Genomic DNA, 14,582 nt, shown 5'->3' with positions numbered 1-14,582 from the left:
CTGCGACGACGATCTTCGCCGAGGTGGTGGCGCGGGTGGCCGCGGGGCTAGAGCTTGCGAAGTCCACTGAGGACCCTTTCGAGCAGCGTGACGTCCGGCGTTCCGCCCGACTCGCCACCGGCGGCGGGCTGGTGGATGGCGACCAGGCCGGCCTCGGCCAGGTCCGCCACGAGGATCCGCGCCACCCCGAGCGGGACACCGGCCAGAGCCGAGATCTCGGCGACGGACTTGACCTCGCGGCAGAGCTGGACGATCCGCTGGTGCTCGGGGAGCAGCCCGGTGGGTCGGTTGGTCGTCGCGGTGGTCGAGATCAGCGCCTCGATGGCGAGCTGGTACCGCGGACGGGTGCGACCACCGGTCATGGCGTACGGCCGGACCAGCGGCTGCTGCTCGTAGCCACCGTTGTTCTGGTCGCCGTAGCCGGAGCCGTACCCGTTGCCGTACGAGCCGGCCGGTGTCGGGGGCGGGGTCATCTGGATCCTCCTAGCACTGCGGCTGAGTCGGCGTCAGCTGGGGGTGTGGGAACCGGGCCCGGGGGGACCGGGCCCGGTGTTGGTGCTGAGTGTCGCTGTCAGTGCAGGAGGCTGCCCTGGAGTTCGGCGCGCAGCGCGGGGGTGAGGACGGCGCCGGCGCGGTCGACCAGGAGGGCCATCTCGTAGCCGACCAGGCCGATGTCGGAGTCGGGGGAGGCGAGGACGGCGAGGGAGGAGCCGTCGGAGACGGCCATGAGGAAGAGGAAGCCCCGTTCCATCTCGACCACGGTCTGGTTGACGTCGCCGCCCTCGAAGATCCGGCTGGCGCCGGAGGTGAGGGAGGTGAGGCCGGAGGCGACGGCGGCGAGTTGGTCGGCGCGGTCGCGGGGGAAGCCCTCGGACATGGCGAGCAGGAGACCGTCGGCGGAGACCACCACCGTGTGCGACACCCCGGGGGTGTTGTCCACGAAATTGGTGATCAGCCAGTTCAGGTTGCTGGCAGCCTGGCTCATCTGACTCAACTCAACGCTCCTGGTTGTCGGTGCCGAAGCCGGCGGTGCCCGGGCGGCCAGGGCCGCGGCCACCATCCGCTGACTGCGCACGGTAGTCCTGCCGGCTTTCGCTGATACCAGCGGGTCGTCCGAACTCGTCGAACTGCTGGTTGACCACGGGGATTCCCTGGGTGGCCTCGGCGCCCGCCCGGCGGCCCTGCTGGATGCCGCGGCGCAGGTTGGTGAGCCGGCCGCGCACCTCCTCGGGGGACCGGGAGACCTGAGGGCCGGTCAGCGGCGCCGCCTCGGCGGTGCCGGCGACCAGGTTCGCCTGCGGGGTCCGGCGGGGCAGCCCGGACAGGGTCACCCCGTCCGAACTGGGCTCGCGCAGCTGCTCGGCCCGGCGCCAGCGCTCGTCGTTGGCGGACGGACGCCAGGGCGCCTCACCCTGCTGCGGCGCCTGCGGCTGCTGCTGCGGGGCCGGACGCTGCGGCTGGGCCTGCTGCGGCTGGGTCTGCTGGCCGCCTGCCGGCTGCTGCGGCTGGGGGAAGCCGGGTGCGCTGGTCCCGGGCCGCTGCGGCTGGTAGGGCCGTGGGCGGGCCTGTTGCCCGCCGGTCGGCTGCTGCGGCTGGGCCGGCTGGCCCGGCTGGTTCACCTGGACCGAGGCCATCCGGTTGGCGCCGCCGTTGCGGATCGGCTGCTGCTCCGGCCGGCCGGCCGGCTGCCGCGGCGGCAGGGCCGGCTGCGGGGCCTGCTGGTGCATCGGCTGCTGCGGCACGGGCTGCTGCGGCATCGGCTGCTGGGGCCGGCCCTGGCCCTGCTGGAGCTGCTGGCCCTGCGGCTGGCCCGGGAAGGGCTGCTGCTGCGGGGTCTGCGGGCGTTCCTCGACCGGCGGACGCTCCGGCCGCGGTGCCGGGCTGGCCACGCTCGGCAGCACCGGCTCGACCAGGCCGAGGCCCAGCGGGTCACGCGGGTCGATGTCGCTGGCCTCGAAGCGCGGCCGGGCGAACTGCACGGTGCTCTCGGCCGGTGCCGGTGCCGGTGCCGGTGCCGGGGTCGGGGTCGGGGTGGCGGCGGCCGGCGGCTGGATGGCGGGCTGCTGACCGGTCGGCTGCGGCATGGGCTGGCGCGGTGCGGCCTGCTGGGGCGCGGGCTGCTGCACCGCCGGCTGCTGCAGGGTGGGCGGGCCCTGGCGGTCCCGGTCCTGCTGGCGCGGCGTCGGCGCACCCGCGGCCGGGCGACCCTGCGGACGGCCCTGCTCCGGACCCTGCGCGCCCGGGCGGCGCTGCGGCAGGCCGCCGGGGCCGGTCGGGCCGGGCTGCGGCCGCTCGGCGCGGTCCGCTCCGGCCGCCGGCAGTTCGGCGCCGGTGCGCGTCCGATCCCGGCCCGGCTGCCGGCCCTGCGGGGCCGCCGGCCGGTCGGCCGGAGCGCCTTGCGCGGGCGTGCCACCACGGCGCGGCAGGCCGGCCGTGCCGCGCGGCGTGCCGGCAGCGGGCAGCGGGGTCTCCCGCAGCGACTGGCCGACCGAGCGGGTCGGCAGGCCACCGGTCGGCGCGCCCTGCGCGGGCTGGCCGGGTGCGGGCCGGCTCGGCCCCTGGCCCAGCTGCGGACGGCCGCCGGGCGCACCCTGACCGCCACCCGGCCCCTGGCCGAGCGCGGGCGGCGTCGGACGCCCGCCGGCCGCGTCGGGACCGGCCGGCAGCGGACGCTGCTGACGCCCGGTCGGAGCCACCCCGCGCTGCTGCTTGGCCGCCGGCTGGCCGCCGGCCGGCGCGCCCGGACGGGCGTTGCCCCGGCGGTCGGCGGAGTTGGTGACGTCCACCGGGAGCATGACCAGCGCGGTGGTGCCGCCGGAGTCGCTGGGTCGCAGCTGGATCCGGATGCCGTGGCGCAGCGAGAGGCGGCCGACCACGAAGAGGCCCATGCGGCGGGAGACCGAGACGTCCACGGTGGGCGGGTTGGCCAGGCGCTCGTTGATCTCGGCGAGGTCGTCGGGGCTGAGGCCGATGCCGGTGTCGTGGATCTCGACCAGCACCCGGCCGTCCGGCAGGGCGTGGCCGGTGAGCCGGACCCGGGTCTGCGGGCTGGAGAACGAGGTGGCGTTCTCCAGCAGCTCGGCGAGCAGGTGGACGAGGTCGTTGACGACCCGGCCGGCCACCTCGGCCGAGGGGATCGCGGCGAGCTCGATGCGCTCGTACTGCTCGACCTCGGAGGCGGCGGCGCGCAGCACGTCGACCAGCGGGACCGGCCGGGTCCACCGGCGGCCCGGGTCCTCGCCCGCGAGGACCAGCAGGTTCTCACCGTTGCGGCGCATGCGGGTGGCGAGGTGGTCGAGCTTGAAGAGGCTGGCCAGCTGGTCGGGGTCGGCCTCACGGCTCTCCAGCTCGGAGATCAGCGAGAGCTGACGCTGGATCAGACCCTGGCTGCGGCGCGAGAGGTTGGTGAACATCGCGTTGATGTTGCCGCGGAGCAGGGCCTGCTCGGCGGCCAGCCGGACCGCCTCGCTGTGCACCAGGTCGAACGCGTGGGCCACGTGGCCGATCTCGTCGGCCGAGTCGATGCCGACCGGCTCCACCGTGACGTCGACGTCGTGCGGGTCGCTCTCGGAGAGCGTCTTGACCAGTTCGGGCAGTCGCCGCTCGGCGACGTCCTCGGCCGCGTTCTGCAGCGTGGTCAGCGAGCGCACCATCGAGCGGGCCACCAGCGCGGCGCCGACGACGGTGATCAGCAGCACCAGCGCGATCAGCACACCGTTGAGGATCGCGTCGTTGTCGGCCTGCGACTGCAACGACTGGGCCTTGCCCTTGAGCTCGTCGACGAGCTGGCTCTCGATCGCGCCCTCGTTGTCGACCCGGACGCTGGCCTGCTCGTACCAGTCGAGGTAGGTCCGCGGTTGGGCGGTGCGGATGCCGTTGGTTTGCAGCACCTGCTGCGCGTAGCGGTCGGCCAGCGAGATCTCGGAGTTGTAGTTCAGCCGGGCGCGCAGCTTCTCGGCCGCGGTGGCGCCGTAGATCGAGTTGAAGTTGGTGACCGCGTTCTGGAACGAGTTCTGCAGACGCAGGCCGAAGTTCTGGTCGGAGGTGCTGAGGTCGGCGCCGCCGGGACGGGCCAGTGCGGCGCTGATCAGCGCGCGCTGCTCGGAGCTGGCGTCCTTCTCCAGCGCGAACTGCTGGAGCGCGCGGGTGGCGGTGACCAGTTCGGAGTTGGAGGAGGTGAGCGCGATGTCCTGGGTGATCGCGAGCAGGTCCTGGATGATCGTGTCGTAGGACGCGATCGTGGTCTCGATGTTGTCGACCTGGGTGTACGCGCTGTTGCGGATCACCGGCAGCAGGGTCATGTCCTTGCGGACCTGCATGAGCAGGGAGTTGCCGCCGGACAGGTTCATGTTGTCGAAGGAGTCGGCCCGGGAGTTGTAGGCCTTGCTCAGGTTGTCCGTCTGCTGCCGGGCCGCGTCGACCTCGGAGTCGTCCTGGCCCGGGTTGGCGGTCAGCGGGCCGGCGCTGACGTCGCGCTCGGTCTCCAGGGCGTCGGCCAGCGCGGTGGCCTTGGCGGCCAGGTCGCTCAGGTTGGCCATCTGGGCCAGCTGCTGGGAGCTCTGCATGGCGCTGGTGATGCGCAGGCCACCGAGGACGGTGGCGACCACCACGGGAAGCAGCAGCAGGGCGATCAGGCGGGTGCGGATGCGCCAGTTGCGCATGCGTATCCGGCCCATGCCGGTGGCGCGCCGCCGGGTGAGCCCGCCGCGCAGCCGGGAGCGCCCGGTGGGCTGGCCCTCCTCCGTACCGTCATCGCCGCCCGCCGCGTCGCCCGTCCCGGGGTCGACCCCGGGGGCGGCGAACTGCTGGTCGGCCGGACGGTCGTCCGCGGCGGCGTCCAACGCCGGCTGATGGGGGGCGGCCTGCGGCTCGGCGGAATCCGGCTGGCTCGCGGCGCCGCTGCCCCTCTTGAAACGTCCCTGCACTGGCGTCGCAACCTCTGGACCGGGCGCCCCGCCGCGTTGCCGCGGTCGGGACGGTGGCGAGTCGTTCGTTATTCGGCATGCCGGCCGTTCCGGGCATGCACACGAGCCGCCGTGGGTAGGTCCTTGGAGCTGCGGGGGTTCCGGTGAGCGGTCGACGGAATCGCGGTGCGCAGCGGTCGCAGGGCCAAGGAGGGTTCCCCTCCGGCGGTTCGTGGCATTCCAGCACAGCGGGGGAACTCCAACAAGGGGCGGGGTGGGCGGGCGCGGGGGGCTACCGAGTGCGCGTGGGGCCTCACGGACGGTGGCGCAGAAGCTGCCAATACCTCCCTTTTCGGACACTTGCCGCGCCGGCCGCCGTCGCTGGCCGCCCGATCGCCTTCCCGATATGCCGGAAACTGCACGATTGTCGGAAATTACTTCTTGGGTGAAATATCCAGTTTGCGGCGCTTGTTCGGGATTTTGTGAGCAAACTCACAGCCAAATGTGTAGCTTTGGTCACGGTGCCTGTGGAATGAGATCCCTACGCTGGCTGGTTGTAGCGGTCCCGTACGTCAGCGCCCCCGACCGCGAGAACGGGGCGCCCCCCGAACCCGAGGTGTAGAACGCGATGTCCCTCAAGCCGGCCAAGGCGGCCCCCAAGTCGACGCTCGCCTCCCGTCCGACCGCGAACCCGCGCCGGACGACGCTGGCCTCGGTCGCCGACTTCGGTCAGCTGCCCGGCCTCCGGTCCAGCCAGGAGCCGGTCGAGTACCCGGTCGAGCTGCCGACCCAGACGGCCAACCCGCGCCGCACCGTCCTGATGACCCTCCCGGAGCAGCAGCAGGCCTGAGCGGCCTCCTCGCCAACTCCCACCCCGAGGGCGCCGTCACCGCTGGTGGCGGCGCCCTCGGCCGTTTCCTGGCGATAGCCTGGAGCGGAACCGACACAGCACCGAAAGGTTGCCCAGCCGTGCGCATTGCCAGGTTTTCTGTCCGGGAAGGAAGCCCTGCCGCCGGCAGCGTCTCCTTCGGCGTGGTCGAGGGTGACACCTCCCAACCGGAGTCGCTGGTGGTGCAGGCCCTGGCCGGCCACCCCTTCGGTCAGCCGCAGCCGACCGGCGAGACCTACCGGCTGGCGGACGTCCGGCTGCTGACCCCGATGCTGCCCAGCAAGATCGTCGCGGTCGGTCGCAACTACGCCGAGCACGCGGCCGAGCTGGGCAACGCCGTCCCGGACGTGCCGCTCACCTTCTTCAAGCCCTCCACCGCGGTGATCGGCCCGACCGAGGCGATCGCCTACCCGCCGTTCTCCGCCGACGTCCAGCACGAGGCGGAGCTGGCCGTGGTGATCGGCCGGATGTGCCGCGAGGTACCGCTGGAGCGGGTGCCCGAGGTGATCTTCGGCTACACCTGCGCCAACGACGTCACCGCGCGCGACGTCCAGCAGCGCGAGGGCCAGTGGGCCCGGGCCAAGGGCTTCGACACCGCCTGCCCGCTCGGCCCGTGGATCGAGACCGACCTCGACCCGGCCGACCTGGCCGTCACCTGCACGGTCAACGGCGAGCTGCGGCAGAGCGGCCGGACCTCGCAGATGGTCCGCGACGTCGCCGCGCTGATCGTGCACATCTCCGAGGCCATGACGCTGCTCCCGGGTGACGTCATCCTCACCGGCACCCCCGCGGGTGTCGGCCCCCTGAACGTCGGCGACGAGGTCGCCGTCTCCATCGAAGGCATCGGCACACTCGCCAATAAGGTGATCAAGCGTGGCTAACTCCACCCCGGCGGAGCTCGACCCCACGGTCCGGGTCCGCTTCTGCCCCTCTCCGACCGGCAACCCGCACGTCGGCCTGGTCCGCACCGCCCTCTTCAACTGGGCCTTCGCCCGCCACCACGGCGGCACGCTGGTGTTCCGGATCGAGGACACCGACGCGGCCCGGGACTCCGAGGAGTCGTACCAGCAGCTGCTCGACGCCATGCGCTGGCTCGGCTTCGACTGGGACGAGGGTCCGGAGGTCGGCGGCCCGCACGCGCCGTACCGCCAGTCCCAGCGGATGGACATCTACGCGGACGTGGCGCGCCGGCTGCACGAGGCCGGCCACGCCTACGAGTGCTTCTGCACCACCGAGGAGCTGGACACCCGCCGCGAGGCCGCCCGCGCGGCCGGCAAGCCCTCCGGCTACGACGGCAAGTGCCGCACCCTGACCGACGAGCAGCGGGCCGCGTACCGGGCCGAGGGCCGCCCGGCGGTGCTGCGCTTCCGGATGCCCGACCAGACCATCGTCTTCGACGACCTGGTCCGCGGCACGCTCGGCTTCGACCCCAAGGACGTGCCGGACTACGGCATCCTGCGGGCCAACGGCGCTCCGCTCTACACCCTGGTCAACCCGGTGGACGACGCGCTGATGGGGATCACCCACGTGCTGCGCGGGGAGGACCTGCTCTCCTCCACCCCGCGTCAGATCGCGCTCTACGCCGCGCTGGCCGAGATCGGCGTCGGCAACGGCCGGACCCCGCGCTTCGGCCACCTGCCGTACGTGATGGGTGAGGGGAACAAGAAGCTCTCCAAGCGTGACCCGCAGGCCAGCCTCAACCTCTACCGCGAGCGCGGCTTCCTGCCCGAGGGCCTGCTCAACTACCTGGCGCTGCTCGGCTGGTCGCTCTCCGAGGACAACGACCACTTCTCGATGGACGAGCTGGTGGCCGCCTTCGACATCAGCAAGGTGAACTCCAACCCGGCCCGCTTCGACCTGAAGAAGGCCGAGGCGATCAACGCCCGGCACGTGCGCGAGCTGGCCCCGGAGGAGTTCGTCCGCCGGCTCGTCCCGTACCTGCAGGCCCCCGGCCTGCTCCCGGCCGAGCCCACCGAGGCGCAGCTGGAGCTGCTGGCCAAGGCGGCGCCGCTGACCCAGGAGCGGATGGTGGTGCTCGGCGAGATCGTCGACATGGCCGGCTTCCTCTTCGTCGACCCGGCCGACTTCTCGGTCAACGCCGACGACGCGGCCAAGGTGCTCACGGCGGACGCCCGTCCGGTGCTGGAGTCCGGGATCAAGGCGCTGGAGGCGGTCGGGGAGTTCACCCCGGAGCCGATCCAGGCGGCGCTGCGCGAGGCGCTGGTCGAGGGCCTGGGGCTGAAGCCCAAGTTCGCCTTCACCCCGCTGCGGGTGGCGGTCACCGGCCGGCGGATCTCCCCGCCGCTCTTCGAGTCGATGGAGCTGCTCGGCCGCGCCGAGACGCTGCGCCGGCTCACCCTGGCGCTGGAGACGCTGCCGGCCGCCTGAGGCCCGTTCTCGGCCCGGTCCGTCCTGGTCACGGCGTCCGTCGTGACCAGGGCCACGGCCTGCCTGCGGTTATCGATTTTGGAGCGGGGCCGGGCGTCGGGTAATGTTCTTTCTGCGCCGCCCGGGAGGGAACGGCAGAGGGACCAGAAACCTCGCCAAGATCGACCAACGGCGCAAGCACCGAGCAAGAATCCCTGGTTCAGGGGTTGCGTTCTGGTGGGGTATGGTGTAATTGGCAGCACGAGTGATTCTGGTTCACTTAGTCTAGGTTCGAGTCCTGGTACCCCAGCGCAGTACCTGTGGTAAAAAGCAGTACAAGCCCCCGTTGTGTAGCGGCCTAGCACGCTGCCCTCTCACGGCAGTAGCGCCGGTTCGAATCCGGTCGGGGGTACGCGATGCACGAGTGGCGAAAGCGACGCGTGTGGAGCAGGAGCCCCCGTTGTGTAGCGGCCTAGCACGCTGCCCTCTCACGGCAGTAGCGCCGGTTCGAATCCGGTCGGGGGTACCAGATCCTTCATCAGCCACCATCCGGCTGCCCGCCCCGTAGTCCGGGCAGGGCCCGGAGGCGGCGAGGCTGGATCACCAAGTTTGCCCCCGTTGTGTAGCGGCCTAGCACGCTGCCCTCTCACGGCAGTAGCGCCGGTTCGAATCCGGTCGGGGGTACCAGAGCAGTCAGGCCGGTGGGCACTCCCCATCGGCTGGGCTGTTTTGTTGGGATATGGTGTAATTGGCAGCACGACTGATTCTGGTTCAGTTAGTCTAGGTTCGAGTCCTGGTATCCCAGCCAGTAGGAAGGCCCCCGGCGAGGGGGCTTTTTGCGTTTCCGGGCCGGGTTCGCCGGCCTTTTCCCGGGTGATTCCCGGCGCTTTCCGCGACGGGCCGGGACGGCTGTGGGCGGGCCCCGGTCCGGGGCCCGCCCACTCGTCTCGTCAGCTGTCGTCAGCCGCGTCGCAGCGCATCGGTGAGCCGGTTGGCGGCCTCGATGATGGCCTGCGCGTGCAGCCGGCCGGGGTGGCGGGTGAGCCGCTCGATCGGGCCGGAGACCGAGACCGCGGCCACCACCCGGTTGGAGGGCCCGCGGACCGGCGCGGAGACGGAGGCCACGCCGGGCTCGCGCTCGCCGATCGACTGGGCCCAGCCGCGGCGCCGGACGCCGCTCAGCGCGGTGGCGGTGAAGCGGGCGCCCTGCAGGCCGCGGTGGAGCCGTTCGGGCTCCTCCCAGGCGAGCAGGACCTGGGCGGCCGAGCCGGCCTTCATCGGCAGGGTGCTGCCGACCGGGACGGTGTCCCGCAGGCCGGAGAGCCGCTCGGCGGCGGCGACGCAGATCCGCATCTCGCCCTGTCGGCGGTAGAGCTGTGCGCTCTCGCCCGTGACGTCGCGCAGATGGGTCAGGACCGGGCCCGCGGTGGCGAGCAGCCGGTCCTCGCCCGCCGCGGCGGAGAGTTCGGCAAGTCGGGGGCCGAGGATGAACCGGCCCTGCATGTCCCTGGTGACCAGGCGGTGGTGTTCGAGTGCGACGGCGAGTCGGTGGGCCGTGGGCCGCGCCAAGCCGGTGGCGGCGACCAGCCCCGCCAACGTGGCGGGGCCCGACTCCAGTGCGCTGAGCACCAGAGCGGCCTTGTCGAGAACGCCGACGCCGCTAGTGTTGTCCATGCCCTAAGACTGCAGTCTCATTCCGCGAGACGCAAGTTCAATCTCGCGAGAAAAGCGCCACTCTGGATGGAGCAGCCCGGGAGACACCCCCGGCGCAGGCCGCCGACCGCGGCCTGCCCGCGGCCACGATCCGGCGTGCAGGTCCGCCCAGACGCGAGCCTCACCAGGACGGCACGGGAAGTGACCTCATTCACACGAGAAGGCCGGCAGAGCGGCCGGCTGGAGGGAACGCGATGGGACGGACACTGGCAGAGAAGGTCTGGGACGACCACGTCGTCCGGCGCGCCGAGGGCGAGCCCGACCTGCTCTACATCGATCTGCACCTGCTGCACGAGGTGACCAGCCCGCAGGCCTTCGACGGCCTCCGGCTGGCCGGCCGGAAGGTCCGCCGGACCGATCTGACGATCGCCACCGAGGACCACAACACGCCCACCCTCGACATCGACAAGCCCATCGCCGACCCCGTCTCCAAGGTGCAGCTGGAGACCCTGCGCCGCAACGCGGCCGAGTTCGGGGTGCGGATCCACTCGCTGGGCGACGTCGAGCAGGGCGTCGTCCACGTGGTGGGACCGCAGCTGGGACTGACCCAGCCGGGCATGACCGTGGTCTGCGGCGACTCCCACACCTCGACCCACGGCGCCTTCGGCGCGCTGGCGTTCGGGATCGGCACCAGCCAGGTGGAGCACGTGCTGGCCACCCAGACCCTGCCGCTGGCGCCGTTCCGCACCATGGCGATCACGGTCGAGGGCGAGCTGCCGGCCGGGGTCACCGCCAAGGACCTGATCCTGGCGGTGATCGCCCGGATCGGCACCGGCGGCGGCCAGGGCTACGTCCTGGAGTACCGCGGCTCGGCCATCCGGGGCCTCTCCATGGAGGCCCGGATGACGATCTGCAACATGTCCATCGAGGCGGGCGCCCGGGCCGGCATGATCGCCCCGGACCAGACCACCTTCGACTACCTCGAGGGCCGCCCGCACGCCCCGCGGGGCGCCGACTGGGACGCCGCCGTCGAGTACTGGCGGACCCTGGCCACCGACGAGGACGCCGTCTTCGACGCCGAGGTCCTGATCGACGCCGACGAGCTGACCCCGTTCGTCACCTGGGGCACCAATCCCGGTCAGGGCGCCCCGCTGGGCTCGGTGGTCCCGGACCCGGCCTCGTTCGAGGACCCGCAGGAGCGCACCGCCGCCGAGAACGCGCTGGCCTACATGGGCCTGACGGCCGGCACCCCGCTGCGCGAGGTCCCGGTCGACGCGGTCTTCGTCGGCTCCTGCACCAACGGCCGGATCGAGGACCTGCGGGCCGCGGCCGCCGTGCTGGAGGGCCGCACGGTCGCCGAGGGCGTCCGGATGCTGGTGGTCCCGGGCTCGGTCCGGGTCGCGCTGCAGGCCGTCGAGGAGGGCCTGGACAAGGTCTTCACCGCGGCCGGCGCCGAATGGCGGCACGCGGGCTGCTCGATGTGCCTGGGGATGAACCCGGACCAACTGGCCCCGGGCGAGCGCTGCGCCTCCACCTCGAACCGCAACTTCGAAGGCCGGCAGGGCAAGGGCGGTCGCACCCACCTGGTCTCCCCCCAGGTCGCCGCCGCCACCGCCGTCCTCGGCCGGCTCGCCGCGCCGGCCGACCTGTCGTCCAACGTCGCCGTGGAGGTCTGAGGCAGATGGAGAAGTTCACCTCGCACACCGGTCGGGCCGTTCCGCTGCGCCGCAGCAACGTCGACACCGACCAGATCATCCCGGCGCACTGGCTGAAGAAGGTCACCCGCACGGGTTTCGAGGGCGGCCTGTTCGAGGCCTGGCGCAAGGACCCGGCGTTCGTGCTCAACCAGCCCGAACGCCACGGTGCGACGGTCCTGGTGGCCGGTCCCGAGTTCGGCACCGGCTCGTCCCGCGAGCACGCCGTCTGGGCGCTGCAGAACTACGGCTTCCAGGTGGTCGTCTCCTCCCGGTTCGCCGACATCTTCCGTGGCAACTCGCTGAAGAACGGCCTGCTCACGGTGGTTCTGCCGCAGCAGACGGTGGAGCGGCTGTGGGCGCTGACCGAGGCCGACCCGACCGCCGAGATCACCGTCGACCTGGAGAGCCGCACGGTCCGCGCCGAGGGCGTGGAAGCCTCGTTCGAGCTGGACGAGAACGCCCGTTGGCGGCTGCTCAACGGCCTGGACGACATCAGCATCACGCTGCGGAACGCTGATGACATCACCGCCTTCGAACGCACCCGACCGGCCTTCAAGCCGCGCACCCTGCCGGTGCCCTGAGCGAGGCCTTTCTGACGTCGCGCCGGATGGCCCGCCCTCCCCTCGGGGGGGCGGGCCATCCGCTGTTCGGGGGCGAGTTCGGACCTCTCAGACGCCCCGGATACCCTCCGGGATTACTCCCCGGATGGGGCCGACGCGTCGCAACTCCGAACTGATGGCACAATCGGAGCATGCACCGGCACCATGAACCACCGTACGCGGGCGGCGATCCCGCGTCGGCCGAGTTCGTGGCCCGGGAAGCCGAGAGTCGAATTGACGATCGGCCGGACGTCGGCACCTCACCCGATGAGGCACCGGACGACCCGGAAGTCGCGGCGCTCTACGCGCTTGTGGCAGAGCGGTTGAAGCAGGCTCACGCCCGCGTGCAGGCGCTGCACGTCTCCGCGGAGGCAAAGACCGCTCTCACCCGGCAACTGTTGATCGTCACCGAGACCGCCAAGCGCGATCTCCCGGCGGCGGCCCAGCGGTTGAGTCGCTTTGTGCAGGACCTCGACGAGGGGCGCCCGCCCGTCGTCTGAGGTCGCAGACGCGCAAATCCATTGCGACACTAGGGTGATTCGCGCGTTTGGTAATTGAAAGTCCGCAAATACATGCCTAACGTGCGAATTGAACGGATGGATTCATCCGTCGCCCGTTTCTGAAGGGGAAGACGTGAACAAGGCTCAGCTTGTCGAAGCGGTGGCCGAGCAGCTGGGTGGTCGCAAGGCTGCCGCAGAGGCCGTCGACGCAGTGCTCGACACGATGGTGCGTGCCGTGGTGGCCGGGGACCGGGTTTCGGTCACCGGCTTCGGTACCTTCGAGAAGGTGGAGCGCTCGGCGCGCTTCGCCCGTAACCCGCAGACCGGCGAGCGGGTCAAGGTCAAGAAGACCTCGGTCCCCCGCTTCCGTCCGGGCCAGGGCTTCAAGGACCTGGTCAGCGGCAGCAAGAAGCTGCCGAAGGAGGGTCCCTCGGTCAAGAAGGCCCCCAAGGGCTCGCTGACCCCGGGCAAGGCCGGCACCACCGCCGCCGTGAAGCGCGCCGCCACCAAGCGTGCCGCCGCGGCCGGCGCCGCCGTCACCGAGGCCGCCGCCCCGGCCCGCAAGGCCGCTGCCAAGAAGGCCGCCCCGGCGAAGAAGGTCGCCGCCGTCAAGAAGACCGCCGCGGTGAAGAAGACCGCCGCGGTCAAGAAGACGACCGCCGCCGCCACCAAGACCGCCGCTGCCAAGAAGGCCGCCCCGGCGAAGAAGGCGGCTGCCACCACGGCGAAGAAGGCCGCCGCGGTGAAGAAGACCGCGCCGGCCAAGAAGACCACCACCCGCAAGACCACGGCGCGCAAGACCGCCGCGAAGTAGTCGCGTGGGCGGCGCAGCCGCACCAACCGCCGCGGGGCGGGACCGGGGATCCGGTCCCGCCCCGCGGCGGTTCTGACGGTGGATGCCGGGCCGAACGCGCGCCTGACCCGGAGCGGTTGAGGAGGCGTCAGGCGCCCGGGTCGTCGAAGGTCTGCAGGGTCACGAAGACCACCCGGCGGGACTCGCCCTCGCCCTCGACGCGGATCCGCACCCGCTGGCCGGGGCGCAGCAGGCGCAGGCCGCCGGCGTCGAACGCGGCGGCGTCGAAGGGTACCGGCGTGCCGTCGTCCAGCAGCACGGAGCCGGAACGGGTCGCGGGGTCGAAGGTGAACGCGGTGGCCTGCATGGATGTCACCTTACCGACCGGCCCGCCCCAGCGCCGGGGCGAGCGCCGCGGTGTGCGGGCCGACGCCGAGGGTCAGCGCCTCGCCGAGGTCGGCCGCGGTGTCCACGTCGCGGCGCACCGACGGCACATCGGGCAGCGGCAGTTCGGCGGCGCCGCCGGCCGCGTGCCGGGCCCGTGAGGCGCCGCCGAACGCCGGGGCCAGCGGCTGGCCGGGGCGGCAGGCCAGCAGGGTGGTGCCGACGCGGGGGGAGTCGGCGAGAAAGGCCCGCCCGGTCGCCGGCACCGCGGCCAGCACCCGGGCCAGCTCCGCGGGCCGCAGCGCGGGCAGGTCGGCGGAGAGCGCGGCGAGGGGCGCGTCCGGGGCGAGCTCCCGCGCGTGCGCCGCACCGTGCGCCAGCGCGGGGTTGAGACCGCCGCCCGGTTCGTCGGCCACCGGGAGCGCGCCGAGTTCGGCCAGCCGCTCGCCGGCCAGCGGGTCCCTGGTCACCACCAGCACCCGGGCCACCAGCGGGCAGCTCAGCGCGGCCAGCACGGTGTCCAGCGCGAACGCCAGCGCCAGCGCGGGACGCTGTGTCCCGGCGTGTTCGGCGAGCCGGCTCTTGGCCTGCGTCAGCGGTTTCAGCGGTAGCACCAGGGACCACCCGGACGACCGGTTCCGCCGGGCGGGGAGGAGTGGGCGTACGGTGTGCTGGGTCATCCGCGTCATTGTCGCGCCGGTCCGGGAGCGTCCGCCAGCCGGCCGTACCGGGCCCGACGTGCGATTGGTCACTCGTGGCGGACCCACGACCGACCCTGCTCGACAGACCACGCCGC

13 protein-coding genes and 5 tRNA genes are annotated in these 14,582 nt (G+C 72.4%); 12 read left to right on the top strand and 6 right to left on the bottom strand.

The window, feature by feature from the left end:
* Positions 1 to 47: 47 nt before the first annotated feature.
* The 3 genes from ACZ38L_RS18400 to ACZ38L_RS18390 all read right to left on the bottom strand — a co-directional run bounded on the left by ACZ38L_RS18400 (position 48) and on the right by ACZ38L_RS18390 (position 4,925).
* Positions 48 to 473, bottom strand: a complete 426-nt coding sequence (locus tag ACZ38L_RS18400; protein ID WP_465694176.1) for a DUF742 domain-containing protein — start codon at positions 471 to 473, stop codon at positions 48 to 50.
* A gap of 98 nt (positions 474 to 571) precedes the next feature.
* A complete protein-coding gene (locus ACZ38L_RS18395; RefSeq protein ID WP_280672394.1) occupies positions 572 to 985 on the bottom strand; it encodes a roadblock/LC7 domain-containing protein in 414 nt (137 codons plus the stop codon).
* A 10-nt stretch (positions 986 to 995) separates the two neighbouring features.
* The gene (locus tag ACZ38L_RS18390) at positions 996 to 4,925 is read right to left on the bottom strand and encodes a nitrate- and nitrite sensing domain-containing protein (RefSeq protein ID WP_465694175.1); all 3,930 of its coding nucleotides are present in this window, start codon (positions 4,923 to 4,925) and stop codon (positions 996 to 998) included.
* A 607-nt stretch (positions 4,926 to 5,532) separates the two neighbouring features.
* On the opposite strand from ACZ38L_RS18390, the gene ACZ38L_RS18385 reads away from it, so the two are divergent.
* From ACZ38L_RS18385 to ACZ38L_RS18350, 8 genes are all read left to right on the top strand, one after another.
* Positions 5,533 to 5,754, top strand: a complete 222-nt coding sequence (locus ACZ38L_RS18385) for a hypothetical protein (protein WP_465694174.1) — start codon at positions 5,533 to 5,535, stop codon at positions 5,752 to 5,754.
* Between the two features lie 119 nt (positions 5,755 to 5,873).
* Positions 5,874 to 6,674 carry a fumarylacetoacetate hydrolase family protein gene (locus ACZ38L_RS18380; RefSeq protein WP_465694173.1) on the top strand — a complete coding sequence of 267 codons (801 nt, stop codon included), beginning with the start codon at positions 5,874 to 5,876 and terminating at the stop codon, positions 6,672 to 6,674.
* Positions 6,667 to 8,181, top strand: coding sequence for a glutamate--tRNA ligase (gltX, locus tag ACZ38L_RS18375; RefSeq protein WP_465694172.1), 1,515 nt, complete (start codon positions 6,667 to 6,669; stop codon positions 8,179 to 8,181). Before ACZ38L_RS18380 ends, gltX begins: the two co-directional genes overlap by 8 nt.
* Positions 8,182 to 8,398: 217 nt before the next feature.
* A tRNA-Gln gene (locus ACZ38L_RS18370) sits at positions 8,399 to 8,470 on the top strand.
* Between the two features lie 29 nt (positions 8,471 to 8,499).
* Positions 8,500 to 8,572: transfer RNA gene (locus ACZ38L_RS18365), tRNA-Glu, on the top strand.
* 41 nt (positions 8,573 to 8,613) lie between these two features.
* Positions 8,614 to 8,689 (top strand) — tRNA-Glu (locus tag ACZ38L_RS18360).
* A gap of 82 nt (positions 8,690 to 8,771) precedes the next feature.
* Positions 8,772 to 8,847 (top strand) — tRNA-Glu (locus tag ACZ38L_RS18355).
* 46 nt (positions 8,848 to 8,893) lie between these two features.
* A tRNA-Gln gene (locus tag ACZ38L_RS18350) sits at positions 8,894 to 8,968 on the top strand.
* 152 nt (positions 8,969 to 9,120) lie between these two features.
* On the opposite strand, the gene ACZ38L_RS18345 is transcribed toward ACZ38L_RS18350, so the two are convergent.
* A complete protein-coding gene (locus tag ACZ38L_RS18345; protein WP_035845980.1) occupies positions 9,121 to 9,834 on the bottom strand; it encodes an IclR family transcriptional regulator in 714 nt (237 codons plus the stop codon).
* A gap of 233 nt (positions 9,835 to 10,067) precedes the next feature.
* Between ACZ38L_RS18345 and leuC the strand changes: the two genes are divergently transcribed.
* The 4 genes from leuC (at position 10,068) to ACZ38L_RS18325 (ending at position 13,423) form a co-directional block, all read left to right on the top strand.
* The gene (leuC, locus tag ACZ38L_RS18340; protein WP_465694171.1) at positions 10,068 to 11,489 is read left to right on the top strand and encodes a 3-isopropylmalate dehydratase large subunit; all 1,422 of its coding nucleotides are present in this window, start codon (positions 10,068 to 10,070) and stop codon (positions 11,487 to 11,489) included.
* 5 nt (positions 11,490 to 11,494) lie between these two features.
* Entirely contained in the window at positions 11,495 to 12,091 is a 597-nt protein-coding gene (gene leuD, locus ACZ38L_RS18335) for a 3-isopropylmalate dehydratase small subunit (RefSeq protein ID WP_465694170.1), read from the top strand.
* A 170-nt stretch (positions 12,092 to 12,261) separates the two neighbouring features.
* Positions 12,262 to 12,609: an SCO5555 family protein gene (locus ACZ38L_RS18330; RefSeq protein WP_465694169.1), complete on the top strand. Its 348-nt coding sequence runs from the start codon at positions 12,262 to 12,264 to the stop codon at positions 12,607 to 12,609.
* Positions 12,610 to 12,742: 133 nt separating this feature from the next.
* Entirely contained in the window at positions 12,743 to 13,423 is a 681-nt protein-coding gene (locus ACZ38L_RS18325) for an HU family DNA-binding protein (RefSeq protein ID WP_465694168.1), read from the top strand.
* A 127-nt stretch (positions 13,424 to 13,550) separates the two neighbouring features.
* On the opposite strand, the gene ACZ38L_RS18320 is transcribed toward ACZ38L_RS18325, so the two are convergent.
* Positions 13,551 to 13,769, bottom strand: coding sequence for a hypothetical protein (locus ACZ38L_RS18320; RefSeq protein WP_465694167.1), 219 nt, complete (start codon positions 13,767 to 13,769; stop codon positions 13,551 to 13,553).
* A 10-nt stretch (positions 13,770 to 13,779) separates the two neighbouring features.
* Entirely contained in the window at positions 13,780 to 14,466 is a 687-nt protein-coding gene (cofC, locus tag ACZ38L_RS18315; RefSeq protein ID WP_465694166.1) for a 2-phospho-L-lactate guanylyltransferase, read from the bottom strand.
* Positions 14,467 to 14,582: the final 116 nt, after the last annotated feature.

The sequence above is a fragment of the Kitasatospora sp. NPDC024654 genome, from assembly GCF_055559155.1.
The sequence above is the reverse complement of the archived record's forward strand: the minus strand, read 5'-3'. Positions and strand labels throughout refer to the sequence as shown.

Excerpts from the sequence above, each read along its gene's own strand:
- ACZ38L_RS18400 (WP_465694176.1), bottom strand. The coding sequence starts at position 473 with ATGACCCCGCCCCCGACACCGGCCGGCTCGTACGGCAACGGGTACGGC.
- ACZ38L_RS18320 (WP_465694167.1), bottom strand. The coding sequence starts at position 13,769 with ATGCAGGCCACCGCGTTCACCTTCGACCCCGCGACCCGTTCCGGCTCC.
- ACZ38L_RS18345 (WP_035845980.1), bottom strand. The coding sequence starts at position 9,834 with ATGGACAACACTAGCGGCGTCGGCGTTCTCGACAAGGCCGCTCTGGTG.
- leuD (WP_465694170.1), top strand. The coding sequence starts at position 11,495 with ATGGAGAAGTTCACCTCGCACACCGGTCGGGCCGTTCCGCTGCGCCGC.
- ACZ38L_RS18395 (WP_280672394.1), bottom strand. The coding sequence starts at position 985 with ATGAGCCAGGCTGCCAGCAACCTGAACTGGCTGATCACCAATTTCGTG.
- ACZ38L_RS18385 (WP_465694174.1), top strand. The coding sequence starts at position 5,533 with ATGTCCCTCAAGCCGGCCAAGGCGGCCCCCAAGTCGACGCTCGCCTCC.
- leuC (WP_465694171.1), top strand. The coding sequence starts at position 10,068 with ATGGGACGGACACTGGCAGAGAAGGTCTGGGACGACCACGTCGTCCGG.
- cofC (WP_465694166.1), bottom strand. The coding sequence starts at position 14,466 with ATGACCCAGCACACCGTACGCCCACTCCTCCCCGCCCGGCGGAACCGG.
- ACZ38L_RS18330 (WP_465694169.1), top strand. The coding sequence starts at position 12,262 with ATGCACCGGCACCATGAACCACCGTACGCGGGCGGCGATCCCGCGTCG.